Annotated in this window: 19 protein-coding genes; 6 read left to right on the top strand and 13 right to left on the bottom strand. The window is 37.4% G+C overall.

What is annotated here, in order from left to right:
* Positions 1 to 162: 162 nt before the first annotated feature.
* Positions 163 to 2,286: a glycoside hydrolase family 3 protein gene (locus tag F4V44_RS14670; protein WP_150440774.1), complete on the bottom strand. Its 2,124-nt coding sequence runs from the start codon at positions 2,284 to 2,286 to the stop codon at positions 163 to 165.
* 285 nt (positions 2,287 to 2,571) lie between these two features.
* Between F4V44_RS14670 and F4V44_RS14665 the strand changes: the two genes are divergently transcribed.
* Complete coding sequence (locus F4V44_RS14665) at positions 2,572 to 3,768, top strand: MFS transporter (RefSeq protein ID WP_150440773.1); 1,197 nt, start codon at positions 2,572 to 2,574, stop codon at positions 3,766 to 3,768.
* 156 nt (positions 3,769 to 3,924) lie between these two features.
* On the opposite strand, the gene F4V44_RS14660 is transcribed toward F4V44_RS14665, so the two are convergent.
* The gene (locus F4V44_RS14660; protein ID WP_150440772.1) at positions 3,925 to 5,532 is read right to left on the bottom strand and encodes a glycoside hydrolase family 43 protein; all 1,608 of its coding nucleotides are present in this window, start codon (positions 5,530 to 5,532) and stop codon (positions 3,925 to 3,927) included.
* Positions 5,533 to 6,092: 560 nt separating this feature from the next.
* On the opposite strand from F4V44_RS14660, the gene F4V44_RS14655 reads away from it, so the two are divergent.
* The gene (locus F4V44_RS14655) at positions 6,093 to 7,085 is read left to right on the top strand and encodes a glycoside hydrolase family 43 protein (RefSeq protein WP_150440771.1); all 993 of its coding nucleotides are present in this window, start codon (positions 6,093 to 6,095) and stop codon (positions 7,083 to 7,085) included.
* A 128-nt stretch (positions 7,086 to 7,213) separates the two neighbouring features.
* Here the strand turns inward: F4V44_RS14655 and xylA are convergent, their stop codons facing one another.
* A complete protein-coding gene (gene xylA, locus F4V44_RS14650) occupies positions 7,214 to 8,536 on the bottom strand; it encodes a xylose isomerase (RefSeq protein WP_150440770.1) in 1,323 nt (440 codons plus the stop codon).
* A 662-nt stretch (positions 8,537 to 9,198) separates the two neighbouring features.
* Here xylA and F4V44_RS14645 point away from each other — a divergent pair.
* Complete coding sequence (locus tag F4V44_RS14645; protein WP_150440769.1) at positions 9,199 to 10,752, top strand: ABC-F family ATP-binding cassette domain-containing protein; 1,554 nt, start codon at positions 9,199 to 9,201, stop codon at positions 10,750 to 10,752.
* Between the two features lie 301 nt (positions 10,753 to 11,053).
* Entirely contained in the window at positions 11,054 to 12,202 is a 1,149-nt protein-coding gene (locus F4V44_RS14635) for an ArgE/DapE family deacylase (protein WP_150440768.1), read from the top strand.
* 549 nt (positions 12,203 to 12,751) lie between these two features.
* Here F4V44_RS14635 and F4V44_RS14630 read toward each other — a convergent pair.
* The 3 genes from F4V44_RS14630 to rlmD form a co-directional block, all read right to left on the bottom strand.
* Positions 12,752 to 14,167: a UbiD family decarboxylase gene (locus F4V44_RS14630; protein ID WP_150440767.1), complete on the bottom strand. Its 1,416-nt coding sequence runs from the start codon at positions 14,165 to 14,167 to the stop codon at positions 12,752 to 12,754.
* Positions 14,168 to 14,215: 48 nt separating this feature from the next.
* Positions 14,216 to 14,782, bottom strand: coding sequence for a UbiX family flavin prenyltransferase (locus tag F4V44_RS14625; RefSeq protein ID WP_150440766.1), 567 nt, complete (start codon positions 14,780 to 14,782; stop codon positions 14,216 to 14,218).
* A 214-nt stretch (positions 14,783 to 14,996) separates the two neighbouring features.
* Positions 14,997 to 16,373, bottom strand: coding sequence for a 23S rRNA (uracil(1939)-C(5))-methyltransferase RlmD (gene rlmD / locus F4V44_RS14620; RefSeq protein WP_150440765.1), 1,377 nt, complete (start codon positions 16,371 to 16,373; stop codon positions 14,997 to 14,999).
* A 329-nt stretch (positions 16,374 to 16,702) separates the two neighbouring features.
* Between rlmD and F4V44_RS14615 the strand changes: the two genes are divergently transcribed.
* Positions 16,703 to 17,293: a hypothetical protein gene (locus F4V44_RS14615; protein ID WP_150440764.1), complete on the top strand. Its 591-nt coding sequence runs from the start codon at positions 16,703 to 16,705 to the stop codon at positions 17,291 to 17,293.
* Between the two features lie 155 nt (positions 17,294 to 17,448).
* Here the strand turns inward: F4V44_RS14615 and F4V44_RS14610 are convergent, their stop codons facing one another.
* The 6 genes from F4V44_RS14610 to F4V44_RS14585 form a co-directional block, all read right to left on the bottom strand.
* Entirely contained in the window at positions 17,449 to 18,372 is a 924-nt protein-coding gene (locus F4V44_RS14610) for a diacylglycerol kinase (RefSeq protein ID WP_150440763.1), read from the bottom strand.
* 534 nt (positions 18,373 to 18,906) lie between these two features.
* Positions 18,907 to 20,262 carry a hemolysin family protein gene (locus F4V44_RS14605; protein ID WP_150440762.1) on the bottom strand — a complete coding sequence of 452 codons (1,356 nt, stop codon included), beginning with the start codon at positions 20,260 to 20,262 and terminating at the stop codon, positions 18,907 to 18,909.
* A gap of 216 nt (positions 20,263 to 20,478) precedes the next feature.
* Positions 20,479 to 21,453, bottom strand: a complete 975-nt coding sequence (locus F4V44_RS14600) for a sporulation protein (protein WP_150440761.1) — start codon at positions 21,451 to 21,453, stop codon at positions 20,479 to 20,481.
* Positions 21,454 to 21,472: 19 nt separating this feature from the next.
* Positions 21,473 to 22,768, bottom strand: a complete 1,296-nt coding sequence (locus F4V44_RS14595) for a hemolysin family protein (RefSeq protein ID WP_150440760.1) — start codon at positions 22,766 to 22,768, stop codon at positions 21,473 to 21,475.
* A gap of 90 nt (positions 22,769 to 22,858) precedes the next feature.
* A complete protein-coding gene (locus tag F4V44_RS14590) occupies positions 22,859 to 23,311 on the bottom strand; it encodes a MerR family transcriptional regulator (RefSeq protein ID WP_150440759.1) in 453 nt (150 codons plus the stop codon).
* A 138-nt stretch (positions 23,312 to 23,449) separates the two neighbouring features.
* Positions 23,450 to 24,064, bottom strand: coding sequence for a PH domain-containing protein (locus tag F4V44_RS14585; protein WP_150440758.1), 615 nt, complete (start codon positions 24,062 to 24,064; stop codon positions 23,450 to 23,452).
* Between the two features lie 177 nt (positions 24,065 to 24,241).
* Here F4V44_RS14585 and plsY point away from each other — a divergent pair, with 177 nt between their 5' ends.
* Complete coding sequence (gene plsY / locus F4V44_RS14580) at positions 24,242 to 24,859, top strand: glycerol-3-phosphate 1-O-acyltransferase PlsY (RefSeq protein WP_150440757.1); 618 nt, start codon at positions 24,242 to 24,244, stop codon at positions 24,857 to 24,859.
* Between the two features lie 61 nt (positions 24,860 to 24,920).
* On the opposite strand, the gene F4V44_RS14575 is transcribed toward plsY, so the two are convergent.
* Positions 24,921 to 25,469, bottom strand: coding sequence for a thioredoxin family protein (locus F4V44_RS14575; RefSeq protein ID WP_150440756.1), 549 nt, complete (start codon positions 25,467 to 25,469; stop codon positions 24,921 to 24,923).
* Between the last annotated feature and the right edge of the window lie 305 nt (positions 25,470 to 25,774).

Here is a 25,774-nt window from a genome sequence, read left to right as displayed (position 1 = left end):
TCCTTAACAATATTATTAATTTATACAATCCTGAAACGCTTGTAATTAATAGCCAATTATCCTATCCGGAAAACCTGTCTCCCTGACACATATAAAAAGCCCAGTTTTACGACTGGGCCTAATTAACACTCGGGTGACGTTGAGTTTATATTCAGTTTTTTATTAATATGTTAGTCCATGACCAAGCTTATAGATATTGCCATCGCTATCTTTATAGGCATATTGGAGTCCTTCAGGCATATATTTATCCTTGTCATAGCCTGGGACATCATTTCTCGATACACAATTTCCATTTTCATCAACGGCAATAACAGCTTCACTCGCAGGCAATGTTAACGGTAAAACACCCACTGGTTGAAAATTACCCGCCACCACCTCAAATTGTGCCTTGTAATACGTATCGTATCCAGCAATTAATGTGTCTGCCAATGGTTCCACATTTCCCAGTATCCATGGCAAAATGACATTAACACTTATAATGACCTTTCCCCCGCGAATATGGACTTTATCTGCTATTTCCTTTAGCCGATCCATACCAGTCAATGTAGTTTCTTCATACGTAGAACCGTCTAATGCCGTTAATGTTTTATTTTCACATATTTCAAGTTCTAAAAGTCCAGGTGTCGCGTTAAAATAGGCGCCTGATTTTGGACTTAGAAACAAAATAGCTGCATCGGCTTCCTCATAATTATCGGTCAAAATAAATTGACCTAATTCTTGACATTCCTTTCTTGCTTTTTCCGTGTAAGAAGCCGCCCGTTCCGGTTCCTTATGAAAGACTTCTACATAAACCTTCTTATTTTCAAACTTTTCATTTGTTAAAGGTAATGTCTGTTTATGATTTTTAAGAACTGTTACCGACTTTTTATGAGCTTCATAGGCAGCCTCCCAATTAGCTGAATTACTAACCACTGAAGTAGCCTTTTCTGGTGCAACATAGGTACGGTCATCAAATAAACCTAGCGTAAACATTTCTGTCAGGAGTCGTATATTGGCTTCATCTATGCGCTTTTCACTAATCCAGCCATTTTCGATGGCTTTTTTAAGATTTTCAATATCATTTGTATCAGAAATCAGATCTGTTCCTGCATTAATAGCTTTTGCAAATCGTTCCGCCTCACTTAGGGTTTCAACACCCCAGCTCATTTTTTCCGTTACACCGCTGTCGCTATTAACATAACCTTTGAACCCTAGTTTTTCTCTAAGGATATGCTGCAAGAAATAATGATTAAAGGTAAAGCCGACCTCTTCGAAAGGAATGTCTTTCCCTTCAAATTGTTGAACCACACTTTTCTTGATACTAGGAATGGAATAATACGGCATGATGGATGAAGTTCCATGTTCAACCGCTGCCCGAAACGGCGGCATATGATACTTTTCTAAACTTCCTGGGGTTGGATATGGATTCCACTTCCCCTCTTCATAATGGGGATCAAAACCATTTTCTCGTGCTCCGCCGCCAGGAAAATGCTTAGTCGTCATGGCAATACTATGCTTTCCTAATTCCTTCCCTTGAAATCCGTCAAGAAGACGGCCAATCACATCCGAAATAAATTCCGGGTCCTCACCAAATGTACCGTAGATCCGTTGCCATCTAGGATCTGTAACGGTATCAGCCATATACATATAACCCTTTCTAATTCCAACAGCATTCCACTCTTCACGTGCAATTTCAGCAAATTGGCTGATAAGTGAGGCATCCCCGCCATTTTTTATATCTCCTTTAGCTGCGGCGGCAAGTCCTAACGTTCCCGGCCAAGTGGAAAAAATCCCTGCTGCATCATTCATCCCAAAGATGAACTCTGTATTTTCGTTTCTTGAATTAGAGGCAATCAAACAGGGAATTCCAAGACGTGTTCCCTCACATACTTCATTCATTTTATTAACCCATTCTGCCATTTCAGCGGGGCTCCAATTATCCCGTAGAATGAAGTGCCGCAAATGCATATTTTCAATTGTATGCGTTGTTCCATAGATTTTGGAAATAGCAAAAATCGTTTCACCTTTTTCAACGATACCTTCATCGATTACACCATCATGACTTGTCTTACTCTTATCTTTTTGAGAAAGCCCCATCTGACGTGTATTAATAAGCATCATACCAACCTTTTCATCGATATTCATCAATGAAACAAGGTTCTCTGCCCGTTCTCTTGGACTCAAGCGCCAATCCTCGTAAGGATCAAGCTTCCCGTTATTATTCAAATCTTTAAATTGCAACCCACTATCTTGAATGATGTTCTTTACTCTGACTTCTAAATCAGGTTGTTTGTGCTTAAGTTCCAATTTAAATGCCCCCTATAGTTTTTGAAAAAACTGTAAAAGTAGGTAAATATGTAATAATCCCTCAGCGTTAAACATGGCGGGCTACTTCTAAAATTAATACTAATACGAACAGATAACCAGATAAGTAGCCGTTTCCATTGCCATAGAATATACCATATCAAAATATAGCACCGCAAATACTCCCAAAAGTGCCAGTCCAATACAGCTTTCGTTATATTAATAGAATTGAGGTGGAAAAAGAGACAGTATATAATGATAAACATAGTAAACATCCTAGGGGGAAATATGGAACAGAAAAATGAAAAGTTTCCGTGGCTGTATTTATTACTTCTTTCAAGTGTTACCTTTATGGGGATTTTATCAGAATTAGTCCCCTCAGGAATCCTGCCCCAAATGAGTGATGGATTACAGGTATCATATTCTTCTATAGGTTTATTAGTAAGTGTTTATGCCATTGCATCTGCAGTTGGTACGATTCCATTAATAACCTTAACAATGTCCATGAATAGAAAAAAGCTTTTGACGATATTAATGGTCATATTTGGAATTTCAAATTTAATCATCGCTGTCTCCTCATCTTACTATCTTACAGCCTTTGCTAGACTTGTCGGAGGAACTAGTGCAGGTGTATTGTGGCCAATGGTTTCTGCTTATGCTTTGCGCTTAGTGCCCCCTAACTTACATGGAAGAGCCATTGCCGTAACAATGTCTGGAAGTACTTTAGGACTTGGAATCGGTTTGCCGATTATGACAACAATCGGTACTGAACTTGGATGGAGAATCGAATTCGGAGTTCTCTCTGCCATCATTTTTGTTATTGCCATATTAGGACAAATGATTCTGCCGTCAGTTGAAGGGGAAAAACGAACAGCCGCCAATTCACCGTTTTACATCATCCAAAATCGGTCTGTTGTGATTTGCTTAATCGTGACTCTCCTTACCATCATGGCACATTATGGTTTGTATACTTATATTTCGCCGCTTGTAGAATATTTTGAGTTTGCCGGTGGAATTGAGATGGCTTCCATTCTGTTTGGTATTGGAACCATTATTTCCGTGGTATTAGCGGGTAAAGTTGTGGATGATTATTTAGGACCACTTACCGTCTTTATGTTAACTTTGGCTTTTGGAACCATGTTTCTATTTGTAGGGTTTAAAGGAATGTTAATCATCTCGCATATTGCGTTCCTTTTATGGGGGGTGTCTTTCGGAGCACTTGTAACCATGTTCCAGGCAGCTGTAACAAGACAAGTTGACACAGGTAAAGATGTTGCAACATCCTTGCAATCTAGTACCTTTAATTTTGGAATCGTGTTTGGAAGTGCATTAGGTGGTACGATACTAGAGCATTTATCGGTATTCCCAATTATATATGTAACTATTGTATTACTAATCATTCCAATTATCTTAAGTATATTTTCTAAAAAAACTTTTTGGTTGAGAGAACAGGATGTGATAGGAAGTAATAGAAAATCATCATAGAAGTTGAAAAGGGCCTCTTGTCTCAGATAAAACGAAAAACATATTAACATTAGCAGCACAGACCACACATGGTGTGTGCTGCTATTTTTCCAACAAAAAGTGCCAGGCACCAAATTTCTAGATGGCGCCTGGCACTCTATATTCATACTTTATATTCTACAATTCCTTATACATAAAATAGTCAAAGTCAGCTGGTTTGTCCATACCGCTTACATCTTGACAATGCATTCCGACAAATGCCCCAGTAAAGAAACCGCCGCCGCGAATATAATCATCTGATAATTTATAAGAATGGAAGGCAACAGGGATTTCATGCCATGTTTCCTGATCAAAAGAATAATAGAATTTATAAATATGTTCCCGAACCTTTACTTTAAAATGTACATACTCAACTGATTCTGGAACTTGAATCTCTGAACCTTGAATTGGATGGGAGAAAGCAAAATTATCACAACGAACAATATCAATAATCCGTCCTTTCTCTTCATTCCAAGTTACTTGAATCGATGTCCAATTCTCCGTATTGTAATAGCATACTAAACCTGCAGCTTGTTGGAATGTATCAGGTTCAAAGGAAACACTTGTACCTGCATCAAAATGGAATGACTGCCAGCGTCTTGCAACTAATGCCTGTGTAAAAGTTGAAGTTAAGGACTCTTTACCATAAAGACGTAAATTTCCTGGTTGGGCTGTTAAGGACATCATATCTTCTGTTAACGGAATTCTTAAAGACTGAAAGTGAATATTCAAGGTATCATTGTCAAAATGATCGACTTCTTCATAGTTACGTTCCCATTTCACTTCTTCCATTTGCGGTCCTTCTGCCTCCAGGGATCCTTCTTTTCCGCCTACTACATATGGCCAGCCGTCTTTCCATTCTAACTTTTGGATAGCTGTTTCTCTTCCTAATGGACAATATCCTCTAGCAACGCGGGCAGGTTCTCCTTCGGTTGGCAGCGGTCTGCCTGTTAAATGAGCGATATACCATTCATCCGTATGTGTGTGAACAATGGAAGCATGCCCGCATTTCTGCAATGGATTTCTTGGATCATGCCATGATGAGAGAATCGGATTATCTGGATGAAGCTCATATGGACCTTCAATATTTTTGGATCTTGCCAAAGTAGAGGCATGTTCGTATTTAGTACCGCCCTCTGCTGTCAGTAAATAATAGTAATCATCAATATGATACAAGTGCGGTGCTTCTGTTAGTTTAATATCTGTACCTTCAAAAATTACTTTTGGTTTGCCGATTAAACGTTTTTCTTCATGTGAATACTCCTGCATGACAATTCCAGCAAAAGGGTGATTATAGCTTCTTGGATCCCATAGCATATTCACTAAATATTTTCTTCCATCATTATCATGGAACAAAGAAGCATCGAACCCAGAGCCATTCAAACGAATCGGTTCGCTCCATTCGCCATCCACTGTATCGCAGGTAACTAAATAGTTATGACAGTCCTTCCAGGCACCATCAGTTACTTTTACATCTGTATAGATGAGCCAGAACTTTCCATCTGCATAGCTTAAGTCGGGGGCCCAAATTCCGCCCGAATTTGGATTTCCCTTCATATCTAATTGTGATACACGATTTAATGGACGTGCAACAAGTTGCCAATTCACCAAATCCTTAGAGTGATGAATTAATACGCCTGGAAACCACTCGAAGGTAGAAACAGCAATATAGTAATCATCCCCTGCTCGGCACATACTTGGATCAGGATTAAAACCTCTTAAGACTGGATTTTGAATTTTTGTCATAACTATCACCCTCTTACTTTATTTTGAGTGCGTTTTTAAAATTAAAAATATATATCATGATTCCTTCTAAAAAATATTAAAATGACTAAAGTATAGAAATATTTTGGTTGTTCTAAATTACCGTTTATTTTAGTTTGTTGTTCCAATCAACTAATTATAAGATAAACAATTTTAATCAATTAATCAATAGAATTTTTTCGAGACTTCCACTTAAATAAAGCGCTTTTATTTACCTTTTTATGAATAAATATGCCATATACTTAATAAAAAAATATTAGAAATCAACAACTTTATTTATTCGAAAAACAAACAATGAATAGCAAATGATATTAGGAAGATAAGGACCACCTAAACTATTTTTTAGTCTAATATTTACTGGCTAAGAGTCCTATTCCACTCTCCCCAAAACTTCCTTAATGGAACGCTGTCGATTTTCCCTGCCTTTCCTTCAACGTCCATTAATTTCTAACATAGCATCCTTAAAAGTGGAACATAATACCGTTAGTAAAGTGATGTCTCGGTAACAGGCATTAAATACTTTATTTAAAGGAGAACAATGAATGACTAAAATCGTAAAGCCGAACGAACCAATTGTAGAACATATCTATACAGCAGATCCGTCCGCACATGTATTTGAAGGAAAACTTTATATTTATCCTTCCCATGACCTTGAACATGATGAACCATCGAATGACAATGGTGATCAATATAAAATGGAAGATTACCATGTTTTATCTATCGAAAATTTTAATTCTCCATGTGTTGACCATGGAGAAGTTCTTCATGTCAGAGATGTGCCTTGGGCAAGCAGGCAAATGTGGGCACCGGACTGCGCTTATAAAAATAATCAGTACTATCTATATTTTCCGGCAAGAGATCATGATGGTATTTTCCGAATTGGTGTTGCAACAAGTACAAGTCCATCCGGTCCTTTTAAGCCGGAGGAGAATTACATTCCGGGAAGCTATAGTATTGATCCTGCCGTATTCGTGGATGATGACGGAAAAGCTTATATATATTTTGGCGGACTTTGGGGAGGACAATTGGAAAAATGGCAGACAGGTACATTTGTTGCTGATGCAGAAGGTCCTGCTGCAACGAACCCTGCTCTAGGGCCGATTGTAGCCGAATTAAACGACGATATGCTTACCTTTAAGGATAAACCCCAAGAGATATCCATTATTGATGAAAATGGTAACCCGCTCCTTGCCGGCGATGAGGACAGACGTTTTTTTGAGGCCGCGTGGATTCATAAATATAATGGAGACTATTACCTTTCCTATTCCACTGGATCAACCCATTTCATTGTCTATGCAGTAGGTAAAAGTCCAACAGGGCCATTTGTTTACAAAGGCAAAATTTTAGAACCTGTTATGGGCTGGACAAACCATCATTCTATTGTCCAATTTGAGGATAAATGGTATTTATTCTATCATGACAGCTCCTTATCCGGAGGAGTCGACCATAAACGCAGTGTGAAATTTACAGAATTAACTCATAACGAAGATGGGACTATTCAAACCATTGATCCCTATCCAAATATTAAATCTTAACAACTTATTCAAACAAAATGAATAGCAAATAACTAAAAGGCTCCCTTTTCTCAACGATTTTCATGACTATTACCCTATTAAATATAAAAAATACTGGATTACATTTAAGTAATCCAGCATTTTTGTTTTTACCCTCGATACGCGTCTATTAAGTATTGATTTAGTATAGCTCTTAAATTCTCTTGTCTGCCAGATTTATTTTCAATGTTATCTAGCTTTAATGCATGCTTTGAAAGTTTATGGAAGTCCGTTCTTCCTTCTACAATATCAAGACCAATTCCCTCTGTATAGCTGCTGTAACGTTCGGCAATAAAGTTATCTAATACTTTATCTTCGATTAGTTTTTGAGCAACCTTCGCTCCTACTGCAAAGCTATCCATACCAGCAATATGAGCCAAGAATAAATCTTCTGGATCAAAGGAACCTCTTCTTACTTTAGCATCAAAGTTTAATCCACCTGAACCAAGACCGTCATTTTTTAAGATTTCATACATTCCCAGTGTTGTTGAATATAAATCTGTTGGGAATTCATCTGTATCCCATCCAAGCAGCGGATCACCTTGGTTCGCATCAACTGAACCCAGCATTCCGTGAATACGGGCAACATGTAATTCATGCTCAAACGTATGTCCAGCAAGTATCGCATGATTAGCTTCAATATTAAACTTAAATTTATCATCTAATCCATAGGTTTTTAAGAACCCAATACCTGTTGCAACATCAAAATCATATTGATGCTTTGTCGGCTCCTTAGGCTTTGGTTCAATTAAGAACTGACCATTAAAGCCAATTTCCTTTGCATAATCTACTGCCATGTGGAAAAAGCGTGCTAGGTTATCAAGCTCAAGCTTCATATCTGTGTTTAACAATGTCTCATACCCTTCACGGCCGCCCCAGAACACATAATTTTCTGCTCCCAGTTCCTTTGCTACCTCAAGGCCCTTTTTAACCTTTGCAGCCGCATAAGCAAAAACATCAGCGTTTGGAGAGGTTGCTGCTCCGCTCAACCAACGCGGATGAGAGAACATGTTTGCTGTATTCCAAAGCAATTTCGTTTTGCTCGTTGTTAGATAATCTTTTATCATTGCAACAATTTCATCTAAATTCTTAAATGTTTCTGTTAAGGAGTCTGATTCCGGTGCAATGTCATAGTCATGGAAACAAAAGAATGGCACGTCCATTTTCTCAAAAAACTCAAACGATGCCTCTAAACGCGCTTTTGCTAGATCCATTCCTGTTAATTGATTATAAGGTCTTATCATTGTAGCTTCCCCAAAAGGATCAGTGCCTCCCGCTGTGAATGTGTGCCAATAAGACACAGCAAAGCGCATGAGCTCTTCCATTGATTTACCATTAATCGTTTCCTCTGGGTTATAATACTTAAATGCATATGGATTTTTTGTATCTGGACCCTCGTATTTAATTGTATTTACATTTGCAAAATAGCTCATTTTAGGCATTCCTCCAAAACTAAGTATAATTGTGAACCGTTTGAACACAACCCTTAGTTTGCCTAATAAGGAGCAAAGTATTACATAATTATCAAAGAGCCTTTCCATCTAGAAAAGGCTCTTATTATCTATTACATCCCTTATTTATCTTTCCTAATAAGCAGTGAGCAGCATTCCACATGTGCAGAGTGTATGTGACAACACAATAAGATGCTGGTGAGTTTACCTTGTTACGTAAGGTCCACCGTCAAAAATATCCCATTTAAAAAGGAAGTCTTGTCCTTAATTGAGTAAGCATTAGAAGTATAATAAGTGGAGATTTTTCAGTTACATGCGGGATGGAGCTCGCTTCGGAGTATATAAAGGAAGGTTTTCCGATTATTCAAAGCAAAATCCCCAATTTTTACGTTTTTCGATTCGATAGGCGGAATATTTCCGTCTATTTATTAAATGGCGTACTTAACCTGATTCCCCAACCGATTCCTTAGTCTACTATCTGGTCAGTTGCGTCATCAAAAAGTAATTTTTTCCTTATTCCGAGGCAGACTTCAATGTAGACCAAAATCGAATTGCAATTTTTTACAAAAATAAATTCAAGATAGAAAAAGCGGTCAAAATCTAGTAAGATATCCACATGTGATATTAGATAAGGAGTTAAAAAAATGAGCGTATTAAACGTAAAAGATTTAAGTCACGGTTTCGGTGATCGTGCGATTTTTAATAATGTGTCTTTTCGACTTTTAAAAGGAGAGCACGTTGGACTAGTTGGGGCAAATGGTGAGGGTAAGTCTACTTTTATGAATATTGTTACGGGGAAGTTGCAACCCGATGAGGGAAAAGTTGAGTGGTCACGAAAAGTTCGTGTTGGTTATTTAGACCAGCATGCTGTCCTTCAAAAAGGTACCACGATGCGTGAAGCTTTGAGTACTGCTTTTCAATATCTTTTTGATGCTGAAGCAGAGATCAATGAACTTTATGCAAAAATGGGTGATGAAGGTGCTGATATTGATGCATTACTTGCAGAAGTTGGAGAGCTGCAAGAAACATTAGATAGTAATGATTTCTATCAAATTAATTCAAAAGTTGAGGAAGTTGCTCGTGGTCTAGGATTAGATGATGTTGGACTCGATCGAGATGTAGATGACCTTAGCGGTGGACAACGTACGAAAGTGTTGCTAGCTAAGCTTTTGCTAGAAAAGCCGGAGATCCTATTACTAGACGAGCCTACCAACTATTTGGATGAACAACATATCGAATGGTTGAAGCGCTATTTACAGGAATATGAGAATGCATTTATCTTGATTTCACATGATATTCCATTCTTGAACAATGTTGTTAACTTGATCTATCACATGGAAAACCAAGAGTTGAATCGCTATGCTGGTGATTATGATAACTTCTTAAAAATTCATGAAATGAAGAAGCAACAGCTAGAGTCTGCTTATAAGCGTCAACAACAAGAAATTGCTGATTTAAAAGATTTCGTTGCCCGTAACAAGGCAAGTGTTGCGACTCGTAATATGGCGATGTCTCGTCAAAAGAAGCTAGACAAAATGGAAATTATTGAATTAGGCAAAGAGAAGCCAAAACCAGAGTTTAACTTCAAAGAATCTCGTGCATCTAGTCGCTGGATTTTCGAGACTGAAGATCTTGTTATTGGTTACAATGAACCACTTTCTCGCCCTCTGAATTTGAAAATGGAACGCGGACAAAAAATTGCATTCGTGGGTGCAAACGGGATTGGTAAGTCTACTCTTTTAAAAAGTATTCTTGGGCTGATTAATCCAATTTCGGGTAAAGTGGAACGTGGTGAGTATCAATACATCGGTTACTTTGAGCAGGAAGTTAAAGAGTCCAACAACAACACTTGTATTGAGGAGATTTGGAGCGAGTTTCCAAGTATGAATCAGGCTGAAGTCCGGGCTGCTCTTGCAAAGTGTGGATTAACAACGAAACATATTGAAAGTAAAATCCAAGTCCTTTCTGGTGGCGAAAAAGCCAAAGTTCGATTATGTAAAATTATTAACACAGAAACGAATTTATTAATTCTAGATGAGCCTACCAATCACTTGGATGTTGACGCAAAAGAAGAATTGAAGCGTGCTTTAAAGGCATATCGCGGAAGTATCTTGATGGTATCCCACGAACCTGATTTCTATCGTGAAATTGCGACCGATATTTGGAATTGTGAGGATTGGACTACGAAAGTGTTTTAATTAAAGATGAAGGGGTACCCAATCAACTTGGGTACCTCTTTTTATAGACCCTCCAAAATTTTCATTAAAAAATTCTTTAGATAATAATCCAATACCAGCTGATTCGAAAAAATCCACCTGCCAATGGGCCGAGGAGACCTGCAATCTTCCAGACGGAACTAAATACTCCTTGCATTTTTGAACGTTGCCTCCAGAGTATAGTTCACCAATTATTATTGGCTAACTTATTAATGGACTTTTGGGCAAAATACAGCTGTATTCTCATTGTGGATAGACAGATAAAATGTTGGAGGGTTTTCGAGTGAAACATTTTACAGAAGAAGAAAAGGTAAAGATTTTATCTGACATTATAGCGATTAAATCTATTAATGACAACGAAATTGAAGTGGCAAATTACTTGAAAGCTTTATTTGCCCAACACGGTATTGAATCTAAAATTGTTCCCGTTACAGACACTCGCGTTAACTTAGTGGCTGAAATTGGAAGCGGGAGTCCAATCATTGGTGTTTCTGGTCATATGGATGTCGTTTCTCCTGGTGATGAAAGCGAGTGGACTTCAGATCCGTTCACATTGACAGAAAGAGACGGAAAATTATACGGACGTGGAACAAATGACATGAAAGCAGGTTTAGTTAACCTTGCTTTAGTGATGATTGAACTCAAAGAAAATAATGATCTGAAAAATGGTACTGTCCGTTTTATGGCAACTACTGGTGAAGAAGTCGGTGGTGCAGGTTCTAAAAAATTATACGAAGAAGGCTATATGGATGACGTAAATTATCTATGGGTAGCTGAACCTTCTCATGACACAATTATTTACTCTCACAAAGGATCACTTAACTTGCGTGTAACGTCTACTGGTGAAGCAGCACACAGTTCTATGCCTGACCAAGGTTATAACGCAATTAATCCATTGATGGAATATCTATTAGAACTAGACAAAAAATTGAATGGCGATAATCGTAAAAATGAAGTTCTAGATAAATTAGTTATGAGTACAACTATTTTTAATGCGGGAAACCAAGTTAACTCAGTGCCAGAAAAAGCAGTAGCTGAAATAAACGTACGTACAATTCCAGAATTTGATAACGATGAAGTAATCAACTTATTCAACACAACTGCTAACAAATATAATAAAGAAGGCTCTGATATTGATGTTGAAGTGACCATGTCATTACCAAGTGTTTTCACTTCAGGACACTCTGAAATGGTTGATCTTGCTAAAGAACTCGGTAAGAAATACTTAGGTTTAGATATTTCTGTTAAAGGCTCGCCAGGGGTGACGGATGCTTCAAACTTGTTACGAGGTAAAGATGACAACTTCCCATTCATGATGTTTGGTCCAGGCGAAACAAAAATGGCACACAAAACAGATGAATATGTCTACAAAGATTACTACTTTGCATTCTTTGATATCTATAAAGAGTTAATTTTAGGATTATCGAATTAAAAAGAGATTTTTTAAATAATAAAGTGGTGGCTACCATTTGGCGGTCATCCTCTTTTTGCAGAAAAAACTCCCCCTTTTTAGATGGAGTCTCCATCACAGAGAATCTAACTATATTTATGAAAGCTAAACTTCAATCTCTAGTTTGTTATTTTCTGATGAGTTCTCCATGCAATCACCTGCCCCAGGAGTTTAAGGTGTAACCCATTCATATGTATGCATGTTAATTACTCTTATACCTTGTTTGTTATAACTAGAGAACTAACATGTCATTTCAATTTACTCATGCAACAAAAACTCCCTCAAAACCAGCTGCCTGAGGGAGTTTACACACTTAATTTATTATTAATAAAAATCTATATACTTACAAAATCCTTAAGATATATATTCTGATAACAGTTTTTTCATCCCATTACCATGCTCAATGATTTCAGTTATCCTCCAATTGGCACTCTCTTAGTGGTATTTTCCATTATTTCGAATTTCAACCTCTGACTTGTTGAACTAAATTCTTTAATTTTTGCTGATGGCATTAGGTTTGAACGAGGCTCATCAACTCTCTATTTCATATTCTTGCAGGTTGACATCCTGTAACGTAACCCGCTGGAATTTCCTCGGACGTGGGAAAGGAGCAGTTGCATCAATTCCAGCCTTTGTTCCCATTCCGTTTATTATCATCGGATTTAGTTCATGCCCTCTAGCGTTAGGAAGAAGGATTACCCCTTTTTCTGGATCATGACGTGTGGCAATGGCCCATTCCACATCTAGAGGATCATAAATGTTTACATCTTCATCGACAACTGTCACACGGCGCAAGGGCGGGAAAGCTGAAAAAGTAGCGTTAATTGCTTCTATTTGGACGCCTTCTCTGCTTTTTTCAATTTGAACGACTGCATGATAAAAACCACAGCCGCCATATGTTAAAAAGACACCTTTTACATCAGGTACCTGGTTTGAAACCTGGTTGAAGATGCTCGCTTCTGCCATTAATCCAACGGCATTGTATACTTCCCTTCCCGGCATAATCGCGTGAAAAATCGGCTTCTCCCTTCTTGTGACCGCCTTCACGTGAATGACCCATCGATTATCCTGTTCCGCGTAGTATCCTGTTACTTCTCCAAAAGGTCCTTCAAGCTCCCTTGTATAAGGAAGGATTTCCCCTTCGATAATATATTGGGCGTCAGCAATGCCTTCTACATCTACTTCTTGTGAGCGTAATAAACGCAAAGGCTCACCCAAAAGTTCACTTGCAACACCAAGCTCGTCCTCGTCAAGAGAAGCGGCATTGCTTGGAGTAACAGCCGCAAAATGAACAGCTGGACCAACACCGTTATTGATGGTAACTTCTAACGGCACACCCATTTTTTCTGCCCGTTCATAATAGTCACGCAAATGGCGCCCCATATCCAACTGCATGGTCAACCGGTTCGGTCCTGCGACCATTAACCGCTGAATAGATGCATTTCTTACGCCTGTTTCAGGGTCCTTTGCAATGAGTATACAGGAATCCAAATAGGGACCGCCGTCTTTTAAAGCAAGCGTAGGGATTGGAATTTGTTTCAGCATATCTTCATTTTTATCCAGAATGACCTCGTTTGCAGGACCACTCTCCACAACGATTGGATTGACAGGTTCCTTCTTCCAGTTAGCTACTGCATCTGCCATAAAAAAAGGCAGGTTCTTTTCTTCCGTATTAAAAATTGCTGCAAGCACAGCCCGGTTCCAGTATAAGCCTGTGAATAATGGGGCGTTAGCTTCGTGGGACAGCGATTCAAAAAGCACAGCTTTACCCCCATCAAATCGGCTCGCTACTCCTGCCATCTCATGTTTAACATTCACTCTGCTTTTTACCGCAGTTAGCAGATGCTCCTCTCTTAAAAACTTCACGATACCCTGCAAATCTGCTAGGTTACGAGCTGCTAGATTAGCAGAGTTTTTCGTCTTATTTACAACCTCTTTTGTTTCCATTATTTACCCCCCCAAATGTTCGTCAACTATATTGCAATACGAGAGAAATCACTCCTCACCCCATCGCTTAAATTCACCGGTATCGAAGCCGAAAAGGTCTAACACTCTTCCTACCGTTTGATCCACTATATCGTCAATTGTTTTTGGTCTTGTATAAAAAGCTGGTACAGGAGGAAAGATAATGCCGCCATTTTCCGTGACAGTTTCCATATTCCTAATATGCGTGAGGGAAAGCGGGGTTTCTCTAAGCATTAACACAAGCCTTTTTCTCTCCTTTAATACGACATCCGCCGCGCGGGTAATTAAATTATCTGTGATACTGTATGCGATTTGGGACATTGTTTTAATTGAACATGGAGCTATAATCATCCCCATTGTCTGATAGGAACCGCTTGAGATGGCTGCGCCAATATCTTTTACGGAATAATTCACATCCGCCAGACCCTTGAGGTCATGAATGGTCATGTCCGTTTCATATCCCAATGTCATTTGTGCTGACTGCGAAACCACAAGATGTGTTTCAATATCTAAACGTTTTAATTCTTCCAGTAATCTTACTGCATATATGATTCCAGTTGCTCCGGTAATCCCGATTATCATTCGCTGTTTTTTCATGTTCTTTTTTCCCGCCTTATTTAAAAACTTCCATTTAAAATAAATACTATCATATTTTATTAAATTAGTACGCAGACATTTTTCAACTTTTCTGAATTTCAGAATCGGTAAATTTAGTCATACAAAGGTTATTTTCCTGCTTCATTGCTAATTACCATCCTTCTTACATACAAAAAAAGCCCAGTCATTAACAAGACTGGACATTAGTTTCATTTCAATTCCTTTTTAATACAAGCTTGGCACAGCACTCCACATGTGTAGTCTGAGGGAACATATCAACCGGCTGAACTTCTATTGTCTTGTATCCACCATCTTCTAAAACCCTTAAATCACGTGCAAGAGTAGCGGGATTACAGGAGACATAAACCACCTTTTTCGGTTTCATTTCAATAATAGTTTGCAGCAATGCTTCGTCACAGCCCTTACGCGGCGGATCAACGACCAAGACATCAGCGACATTCCCTTCTTTATACCACTTTGGGATGACAACTTCTGCTTCCCCAACAGCAAACTCCGCATTCGTGATGCTATTTAATTCAGCATTCCGCTTGGCGTCTTCAATTGCTTCCGGAACAACTTCTACCCCGAACACCTTCTTGGCCTTTTGGGCTAAAAATAATGAAATCGTACCGATACCACAATAGGCATCAATAACCGTTTCTTCTCCGCTTAAATCTGCATATTCTAGGGCTTTATTATAAAGTACCTTTGTCTGATCAGGATTGACCTGGTAAAAGGACAAGGCGGAAATGGCAAATTTCACATCGCCAATATAGTCATATATGACCTCATTGCCCCAAAGTACCTTTGTTTTCTCTCCAAGGATTACATTTGTCCGCTTGGAATTAATATTGTGCACAATTGACTTAACTTTTGGCAGACGAGCAACGATTTCCTCAACCAGCTTATTTTTCTGAGGTATATCCGTTGTTTTCGTTACAACGACAACCATAAGCTCCCCCGTCTGCTTACCATAGCGTGCCATTATGTGACGGAGCACACCATTATGTGACTCCTCGTTATACGCAGGAATCTTTAGCTCATTACAAATTTCCTTCACCGCCTGCACTGCCTCATTAATTTCAGGCAGTTGAATCAGGCTTTCATTTGTATCAACAATTTCATGACTTCTTGGCTTAAAAAAACCGGCTATCAGCCTGCCCTCTTTTTCACCGACAGGCACCTGTGCTTTATTTCGGTAATGCCATGGATTGTCCATGCCTAAAATGGGGTGAACCTTCACATCCCCAAGCTTACCGATACGAGTGAGCACCTGACGGACCTGGTTTTCTTTGTATTTCAATTGGCCCTCATAGCTGATATGCTCTAGCTGGCAGCCGCCATATTTATGCATTTCATCTTTAGAAATTTCTACTCGGTCCGGACTGTTTTCATAAATCTCCATTAGCCGGCCGAAGCCGTAACCTTTATTTACCTTTATTACCTTAATTTTTGCCTTTTCACCAGGCAGTCCATTTGGGACAAACAATGGGTAGCCATCTACCTTTGCAACCCCTGCACCATCATGGGTTAAATCTTCAAAAACTACATCTATATATTCGTTCTTTTGAACAGGTAATATTTTACTCATCAGATTTCTTCCTTTACATATATACTACGCCAACACGACTAGCAAAATTGTATCACAAATCAGTAGTCATAAGGAAATCTTGAATAAATTAAGCTTAACTTATGTGAGCTTCATCACAACTCTTAATTACCAATCATTTTTTACAAAACTGTGAACGCCTAAAATACCTAGCTGTAGTAAGCATTCTAATGAATTTCAATCACTTTTTGTTTGCACACCTTTGTACAATTATCGACATCATTTAGAACTCCATTGCTTAAAACTATTAGAATTATATAATTTATGTGTAAGTATTCACAAATAGATTTTACAATAAAGGAGAGGTCATCATGAAGAAATTATTTCCGTTCGTATTAGCCTTAGGTCTTGTTGGAGTATTTACTGGATGTTCAAATGATGAAGCGGCGAAGGATACTGCTAAAGAATCAAAATCATCGGAAACTGCTTCAGCTGAAACCGTATCCGATGATCTTAAAATTGGACGTGTAAACAATGCTCCACACGGAGACAAATCGTTTGCAACTACAGTTGTTTTCATGGATGGAGATAAAATCATTGCCGCTTCTATTGATGAATATCAATTTTTAAGTGGAGAAGACATTAAAGGCGTTCCTAATTCAGAGGGTGCTTTTGGTCAAAACTACAAGGATCCTAAGACTGTATTAGCTTCTAAAATGGATAATGCTGATTTTTACAGTAATATGATGGCTGAAAAAGCTGGTTCAACAGTGCCAATTGATGAGAACATTGCCGCTATTGAAGATTATGTAACAGGAAAAACAGTTGTTGAATTAGAAGAAGAACTTAAGGCAAATGAAGCAACCCCTGAAAAAATGATTGATGCTGTCAGCGGTGCTACATTAGCAGATACTTACGGATATATAAAAGCTTTTGTTGAAGCCGCTAAAGCTGCAAAATAATAGGCAAAGCGATATAAACATTAATACTCTTTTGTAAAAGTAAAACGATACTATATAAATACAAAAGGGCTAGGGAGAATTTCTTTCTAGTCCTTTCTAATTCCTCAAAAAAGAAGCCCCTTCCTGATAGGAGCTTCTTTTCAATTCAATCCTATTTATACCAAATCAGTCGGCCGGTCTTCGTCTCTGATTTGATCAAACGGAACAAATACTTCTAAATGACGATACAGATTAACGAACTCTGCCGGCAGCAGACCGCCATATTCACCATCCAAATTTAATTGAACCGTTTCCTCAGATAAGACCTTAATTCGGTTTGCCTGCGTATAAATGACTTTTGGATCATTGATATGCTCTCCGCGAAGAGCCAAAGTGGCAATTCGAATAAAATCAGCTAAATTGGTCTTTTGTAAAATAAGCAAAGAGAACAATCCATCATTAATTGATGAATTAGGAGCCAGCTTTTCGAAGCCGCCGACAGAATTGGTTAACCCGACGAGAAAAAGCATTGCCTCGCCCTCAAATAACTTCCCATCATATTCAATACTAACTTGTGTCGCTTTAATGGATGGAAGCATTTCCATCCCCTTTAAATAATAGGCAAGCTGGCCAAGCATTGTCTTTAATTTACTTGGAACATCGTAAGTAAGCTCAGTTAAGCGTCCGCCGCCGCCAATATTGATGAAATATTTATCATTCATACGGCCAATATCAACCGGGATGGTTTCACCCTTCGCAATAATCTCAGCAGCAGGTACGATATCACGGGGGATATGTAACGCCCTTGCAAAATCATTGGTTGTTCCCACTGGAATAATCCCCAGCTTTGGGCGGTACTCCTGCTCCGCCAACCCATTTACTACTTCATTAATGGTTCCATCTCCTCCGGCTGCCACTACAAGCTCATAGCGGCGCTCAACCGCAATCCGTGCAGCATTTACGGCATCTCCGGGACCAGTTGTTGCATGAGTTGATGTCTCATATCCAGCTTTTTCGAGCGTTTCCAGCACATCAGGCAGACTTTTTCGAAATGCCTCACGCCCTGAAGTTGGATTATAAATAATTCTTGCTCTTTTCATTCGCCCATCATCCTATTTTCATACTTAATACAAGATTTCCATATTTATCATCATAACTAAAAGACAAAAACTTATCAATATTTACCAACTATGCCCTCACTAAGCACTTTGTAAACAGAAAAAGCAGAAGGTAACGGCTTTACATTTCATCTAGTTAATCAAACGTTTGATTGATATGTATGTTCGTTTATTACTAAAAAAGGATGGAAAAGAAGAATCTGAATTCAGACCCTTCTATGTTTGTGTTTTATTTCAGAAGCTGGTTATGAGCTTTTCGGAACCATTACACTTACATTGTCCCCATATGGATACTAATGATTAATTAAGTAATCGTTCTCTGGTTTTCAGCTTTTATGCCCTATTTTTACTTTCTAAACTATAACGTGATGGTTATGATAGGAAATACATTGAAACCTTTTTCTTCATTATTTTCTATTTAACGAACCTATATAAAGTTTCAAACTTTTAACATAGTCACTATTTCCCCAAATAAGGGCTTTTTGTTTTATAAAAAGCCCTTAATTTAACAAATATCTAAATGATGAGTACTTTTTCTTCTTTACTTTCACTATTACTATTGTTAAATTCAACTTCGTTAATCGTTATAATAACATTCTCAATTCGGTTTTCAGAAACCTCTGATACCTCAAATAAAAGATTTTTATAATAGATTACAGGCCGTTCTTCACTAGTAGGAATATAGCCAATCTCACCTATTAAAAATCCGTTCAGTGTGTCAAAATTTTCAACAGGCAGATCTATATTTAACATTTTCTCAAGTTTACTTAAATTTGTAATACCTTCAGCGGAATATTTATTATCTGAGATTTTTTTGACTTCTTCCTCTTCAGGACCGTCCATTTCACTAGAGATTTCTCCAACAATCTCCTCAATTACATCCTCAATCGTAACGAGTCCTTCTGTTCCGCCATATTCGTCAAGAACAATGGCAATATGGACATTATTCTTCTTCATGTCTGAAAATAAAGTATCTACACTCTGTGTTTCTAAGACAAAATACGGTTTACGGATTAAATTTCGCAAGTCGAACGCTTTCTCATTCCACTGATCCATAAATTGAAATAGATATTTGACGTGAAAAATTCCAATAATATTATCTATATCACCTTCATAAACTGGAAATCTCGTATACTTCTCCAAATTTACTAATTCTACTGTTTCTTGTAAACTTGCATCTACCGGAAGCGCAATCATATCCGTCCGGTGTGTAACAATGTCAGAAACAATCTTATCATTAAATTCAAAGATATTATTTATCATTAATTTTTCATCTTCTTGGATGGTTCCTCGTTCACTGCCTACATCTACCATCATTCTTATCTCTTCTTCTGTTGCTTCTTCATTTTTAGCATTTGGATCAACCCCAAACAACCGGATAACGGCATTCGTAGTAAAAGTCAATAGTTTCACTAACGGAAGACAAATTTTGAATAAAAAAGTAAGCGGTCTTACAACAAAATTTGCAATAGCCTCAGCTTTTTGCAGTGCAAGCTGCTTTGGTACGAGTTCACCAAAAACTAATGTAATAAAAGAAAAAAAGATAGTAATAACAATAACAGAAGCTGTATCAAGTACCTTTAGCTCAAGCGGAACTCCTAAATCATACAATAACTGCGCTAGTGGTCCAGCAAAAAAGTCAGCGGCAAAAGCACTCGCCAAAAATCCTGCAAGCGTAATACCAATTTGAATGGTACTCAAAAATCGGCTAGGTTCAGAAATGAGATTTAGCAGCATGATTGCTTTTCTATCCCCATCTTCAGCCATTCGTTTTACTTTGTTATCATTTAACCCAACCAATGCCATTTCAGATGCTGCGAAAAAAGCATTTAACAAAATTAGTACAATAAGTGTTATTATTGCGACCGTCAATCATTAGACCTCCATATAAAATCAAATTCCTAAACCATAACGTGATACTTTTATAATAAATTATACAGACAAATATATTTCTTTTCAATAATTATGAACAACAGAGTATAGATTGAGCAATGAAGGTTAGTGCACTATTAATGATATAAAAGGATAGGAAAAGCCTAAATCATCATTCGATTTTAGGCTTTCATTTTATATACTATCCTTTATTTTTTACCATTCCTCATCATCGCCGCCGCCAAAGAAACTTCCGAAATCCTCTTCTTCCTCTTCACCGAACGCTTCTTCATCAAATCCAGCAGCTTCTAACGCACCTTCCATCATCTCATCTACACCTAAACCATCTAACATCTCACCAAGAAGCATACCGCCTAGAATACCCATAGCCAAGCCTCCGACCATGCCTCCGATTCCACCGCCATGATGTCTTTGATGTCCATAATGCGATGTATATGAGAATGGTTTTGTATAGGCTTGAGGATTATCTATAACTTCTGTCATGTACTGTTTTAACAGCTCGACCAGCTGTGATTCATTTTGCAGTACGGATTGCTCTAAGAAGAACTCACGTTTTGCCTCTATTTCATGAAATCCATTTCGACAGTCTACCTCCATCCATACACGAACCCCAGACTCTTCATAAGCAAAGCGTAACTCCACTTCATTCACTTGTCCTCCGAAAACTTGAGTTGGGAAGAAGGCAAATTCTTGTCCATATTGATCCACTTTTCCAGATGTATGCTTCTCTCTAAAACCTAAAATATCCATCGCTTGGAATATTACTTGTATTTGCTTTGGCACATCAATAGTAAGACGGTCTACATCTGTACGATCCACGCCGCCTTCAATATCAAGCTGTGTATCAAAGTAATATGAAATAGACCCTCTAGAAACCGGTAAATCCTGTGGAATTTGATACGTAAAAGGAATGACCTTTTGTTCTTTTGGAAGTATGACAAAAGCGCTGCTTAATGGAAGCTTAGCAACTTCACGTGTCTCCGTTCCTTGTTTTGTAGATACACTTATCATCAGACGAGCCGCTAAGAAATTAACCTTCTGTTCTACTTCCCCTCCGTGAATACGTACCTCACCATCAATCGTTTCACCTGCATAATATGGACGGTTATTAAAACGCAAATCCACAGTAGCAGCACCTTTTCCAAAGCGTGCCAGAATTTTCTTAAACACGTGCATCTCCCCTTTTATTTTATAGTTTTTTCACTTCTAAATAGTGAATATGGTGATCATCATTTTCATGCACTTTGAATAAACATCCTTCAGCTTCTACTTCCGATCCAGTTTTCACCTCAAAGTTTTGAGATAAAAACCAACCACCAATTGTGTCCATTTCTTCATCAGATAAATTTGTACCCAATAAATGATTTACATCTTCAATCAGTAATTTACCATCTAATATAAAATGATTTTCATTTACTTTTCGAATCTCAGGGACTTCATCTTCGTCAAATTCATCTCTTATTTCTCCGACGATTTCTTCGAGTATATCTTCAACCGTCACTAAACCAGATGTACCACCATATTCATCAAGTAATATAGCAATGTGAATTCGTTCTTTTTGCATTTTCACTAATAAATCATGGATTGGAATGGTTTCAATTACACGGATCACCGGATTAATAAATGACTCTATATTTAAGTCTTTATCATGATTCTTTTTCGTCATTTTAGCTGTTAACAATTCTTTTGCATGAATAAAGCCAAGAATATTATCCTTATCACCATTTACGACTGGGTATCGAGTATAGTTTTCAATTTTAATAGTATTCATAACATCATTAAAAGTATCATCGATAGAAACACTTACAATCTCAGTACGTGGAACCATAATCTCCCTAGCCGTTCTTTCATCAAACTCAAAAATATTGTTCACATACTTTAACTCATTTTTATTAATTTCCCCGCTTTTATAACTTTCGGATAATAAAATGCGAAGTTCTTCTTCAGAGTGAGCTGCTTCATGTTCTGATGCTGGTTTTAGCCCGAAGATTCCAACGAGTAAACGGGCAGAACCATTTAAGAACCAAATGAATGGAAACATGATTCGGTAAAACCAAATGATAGGAACTGCAAACAAAAGAGTCACGGCTTCTGCCTTTTGGATTGCCGCTGTTTTCGGTGCAAGTTCTCCTACTACTACATGTAAGAAAGTAACTAAGGTAAAAGCAATCCCAAATGATAAAACATGTGTAATAGATTCATTTAAACGTAACGCCTCAAATAATGGATGCAATAGTTTTTCTACTGTCGGTTCACCTAACCAGCCTAGCCCAAGCGCTGTAACCGTAATCCCCAGCTGACAAGCTGATAAATATTCATCCAAATGTGAAACAACCTTTTTTGCTGAAACCGCGCCCTTTTTCCCCTCTGCAATCAGTTGATCAATTCTTGACATACGTACTTTTACAATGGCAAATTCAGTTGCTACGAAAAATGCTGTTAAAGCAATTAATAATGCAATTAAAAATAGATTAATAGTTGTCAATAAGTAGCCTTACTATAAGTAAGACGTACACCTCCTAATATAATAAATCAGTTTATTCTTCTTGATTTCCTAAAAAAGGTTATCACAAATTTAATTATTAATTAATAAAAGCAAAGCATGTATCAATGACAAACTTTCATGAGAAACATTCTTTTTGACATATTCATAATTCTTTAAATCATTTTTTTCAAGATGAGCTAAAATCTCTGATACATCTTTCTCTAATCCCTTAATCTTTAACCTTAGTTCAAGAATATCAACTTCTTCTGCATCTTCTTCTAAGATCATCTTCCTAATTTCCTCTAATGACATACCATCCTTTTTACATTGTTCAATAAAGCGTAACCGTTCAATGGCAGAATAGTCATAGTAACGATAATTAGAACTAGAACGTTCTACTTTTAATAAACCAAGATTTGTATAATGATCAATAGTCCTCTTCGTAACATTAGCTATTTCTGCTAACTCCCCAATTTTTAACTTCTCGGCCCCAATGTAAAACCTCCAAACTATAACGTTATGGTTATGAAAAGAATTATACATTGAAAAATATTCCCTATCAACTATTACGCAGTAAACATATAAAGGTTTCATATTTTAAATTTTCTTTTCTTTCGCATTTAAACGGAAAAACGGGATCTGAAATCAGATCCCATTTTTCCTATATTAATTATTTATTCATTAGTTATTAATAAATTTATCAAACACGTAGCCAAAATCTTTTACTTTGTATTTCTTTCTGCTTTCCATCAGCCAATCAAAGGCTGTATCATTTATTTGTTTGAAATTATCGACCATATTTTCACCATTCACCTGAGAACGGCCTAATGTGTTGGAAGCTAAGTTTAAACTTTGCTCTGCATACTGTAGAGAAAGGGCGTTCTCACGGCAAATTTCAGCTATTGAAATTAACGCTTTGTAAAGGTCCTTAAGTTCCTCAATATGTTTTTTATGTACATCGATGGAGAAAGGAACTGAACCAATCGTGAATTTAATTTCAACATCCAAATCAACAGTACCTGCTGTTTCAAGGACAACATCTGAAATGCTATATTCAGCATAGCTGTAGCGTCGTAATGACCTTTTCTTACTTACAGCACTAGTGCCGTCCAAATGGATAAGAGCCTTATTAGTAAAGCAATATTCATCTGATTTTGATTTAATCAAAAAGTAGATCTTTTCATTTTCTTCATGCATCACATAATCATCAGCATCTACCTTATCATAATCCACCGGTTTAATGACACTTCCAATATCACTCAATCCAAGTACATCGGCTGCAACTTTTTTAAACATTCCTCCAACTCCTTTTCATTTTTTATTTCCTTACATTTATTATTATAGTTTAGAATTCTGTTTAATTCTTCTAATCTCCTAACTATTTTATGAAGATACAGAAAAAAATAACTTCTAATTTTTATTTCTTTTTATTAAATTGAATATATAGATAAGCAATCTAAAAAGGATGATTTCATGACAATATTTCTATTTATTCTTGCATATGTAATCGGTTCAATCCCGACGGCATTAATCGTCGGCAAAGTTTTCTTCAACATTGATATTCGGGAACATGGAAGCAATAATCCTGGGGCAACTAATACACTAAGGGTGCTCGGAAAAAAAGCAGCTATTATCGTCTTGTTCGTTGATGTTGGAAAAGGAGCTTTGGCAGCATCGTTACCCCTTCTATTTCATATGGAAATGAATCCACTGCACTTAGGGCTGATGGCTGTAATTGGCCATTGTTTTCCTGTCTTTGCCGGATTTCGCGGCGGAAAAGCCATCGCAACAACAGCTGGCGCACTGTTAGTTGCTAATATTGGATTATTTCTCATTACGTATATTACGTTTATACTCGTTATTCTTATTACTAAATACGTCTTTTTTGGTTCGATTTCAGTCGGAATCGTCCTACTTCTCTATTCTATTATGGAATCTGGCGCTGAAAATGATATTCTCTTTATCATTTTCCTATTGCTGCTCATTTTCCTTCATCGGACAAACATTCGTCATTTTATCAACCATCAGGAGCCAAAAATAAACGATAAAAATTTAGCGAATGATCGTATCAAGACCAAAAAAATTCAATAGGTGTCAGGCACCATAAAAAGACATATGAAGCCATTTTGTCTTTTTGCGGTGCCTGACACCCTTATAATACCGCTAAAATACTTTTTGCAACTGTGTGCCAGAGCTCTTCTTCCTGCTGATACCTTTCCCTTAAATGCTTGTACATTTCCATTTGCTTGTCTTTAAAATCAGGACTTTCCTGATCAGGCAGCTTGCTTCTTTCACTTGTAACAAGCTCTTGAAGTTTTTCCGCTCTCGGACCCCAAACGGCTTTTTCCTCTCCATTCTGGTCGATAAAGATAAAAATGGGAATCGATCTTGCTGTTCCATTTGTTAAATACTGATCCATTAATTCAAGATTTTGATCACGTAATATAAATCGAACATCAATTCCGGCCTCCTCGGCAAGCTTCAATAGAATAGGGTTATTTAGCATCGCGTCGCCGCACCAATCCTCTGAGATGACTATTGCCTTTAGCTCCTTGCTTTTAATAGCCTGTATTTGTTCCTTTTCTTCCTGATTCAATGAATACTCCGAATAAATCTTGTTCATCTCATCCTTATTTACTTTCATTCCAGCCACATACTCATCCGTTATTAACCCTTTATTAAACCACTCTAGTAATTCCATTGACATTCCACCTTATTACTTGTTATATAGTTCAATTATTTATCACTATCAGTAATAGTTTATCCATAATTCTACCGTGGTTTTCAAGTTTTAAGATTCCCAAATGACTCTAATACATTTCTAAAAAAGCAAATAGATTATTTTAATCAAACTTATTTATTAAATTGGCTTTGTTAAAGTGCTATGTTGATAAGCCAGATTTTTGACTCATTCGTGTGAAATGAACATTTCACACGCCTTTCAGCTGCGCTGAAAGGTTGCAGTATTGTCATGAAATAGTAGGAGAAAATGCATTTTCTCCTACT

This window comes from Niallia endozanthoxylica (assembly GCF_008710145.1).
Lineage (GTDB): Bacteria > Bacillota > Bacilli > Bacillales > Cytobacillaceae > Bacillus_BD > Bacillus_BD endozanthoxylica.
This window is presented reverse-complemented; position numbering and strand designations above follow the sequence as displayed.

What these genes read in the sequence shown, in the direction of transcription:
- F4V44_RS14665 (WP_150440773.1), top strand. Translation starts at nt 2,572, where the DNA reads ATGGAACAGAAAAATGAAAAGTTTCCGTGGCTGTATTTATTACTTCTT.
- F4V44_RS14615 (WP_150440764.1), top strand. Translation starts at nt 16,703, where the DNA reads ATGAAGAAATTATTTCCGTTCGTATTAGCCTTAGGTCTTGTTGGAGTA.
- plsY (WP_150440757.1), top strand. Translation starts at nt 24,242, where the DNA reads ATGACAATATTTCTATTTATTCTTGCATATGTAATCGGTTCAATCCCG.
- F4V44_RS14610 (WP_150440763.1), bottom strand. Translation starts at nt 18,372, where the DNA reads ATGAAAAGAGCAAGAATTATTTATAATCCAACTTCAGGGCGTGAGGCA.
- xylA (WP_150440770.1), bottom strand. Translation starts at nt 8,536, where the DNA reads ATGAGCTATTTTGCAAATGTAAATACAATTAAATACGAGGGTCCAGAT.
- F4V44_RS14660 (WP_150440772.1), bottom strand. Translation starts at nt 5,532, where the DNA reads ATGACAAAAATTCAAAATCCAGTCTTAAGAGGTTTTAATCCTGATCCA.
- F4V44_RS14585 (WP_150440758.1), bottom strand. Translation starts at nt 24,064, where the DNA reads ATGTTTAAAAAAGTTGCAGCCGATGTACTTGGATTGAGTGATATTGGA.
- F4V44_RS14655 (WP_150440771.1), top strand. Translation starts at nt 6,093, where the DNA reads ATGACTAAAATCGTAAAGCCGAACGAACCAATTGTAGAACATATCTAT.
- F4V44_RS14575 (WP_150440756.1), bottom strand. Translation starts at nt 25,469, where the DNA reads ATGGAATTACTAGAGTGGTTTAATAAAGGGTTAATAACGGATGAGTAT.
- F4V44_RS14625 (WP_150440766.1), bottom strand. Translation starts at nt 14,782, where the DNA reads ATGAAAAAACAGCGAATGATAATCGGGATTACCGGAGCAACTGGAATC.
- rlmD (WP_150440765.1), bottom strand. Translation starts at nt 16,373, where the DNA reads ATGAGTAAAATATTACCTGTTCAAAAGAACGAATATATAGATGTAGTT.
- F4V44_RS14630 (WP_150440767.1), bottom strand. Translation starts at nt 14,167, where the DNA reads ATGGAAACAAAAGAGGTTGTAAATAAGACGAAAAACTCTGCTAATCTA.
- F4V44_RS14590 (WP_150440759.1), bottom strand. Translation starts at nt 23,311, where the DNA reads ATGTATAATTCTTTTCATAACCATAACGTTATAGTTTGGAGGTTTTAC.
- F4V44_RS14645 (WP_150440769.1), top strand. Translation starts at nt 9,199, where the DNA reads ATGAGCGTATTAAACGTAAAAGATTTAAGTCACGGTTTCGGTGATCGT.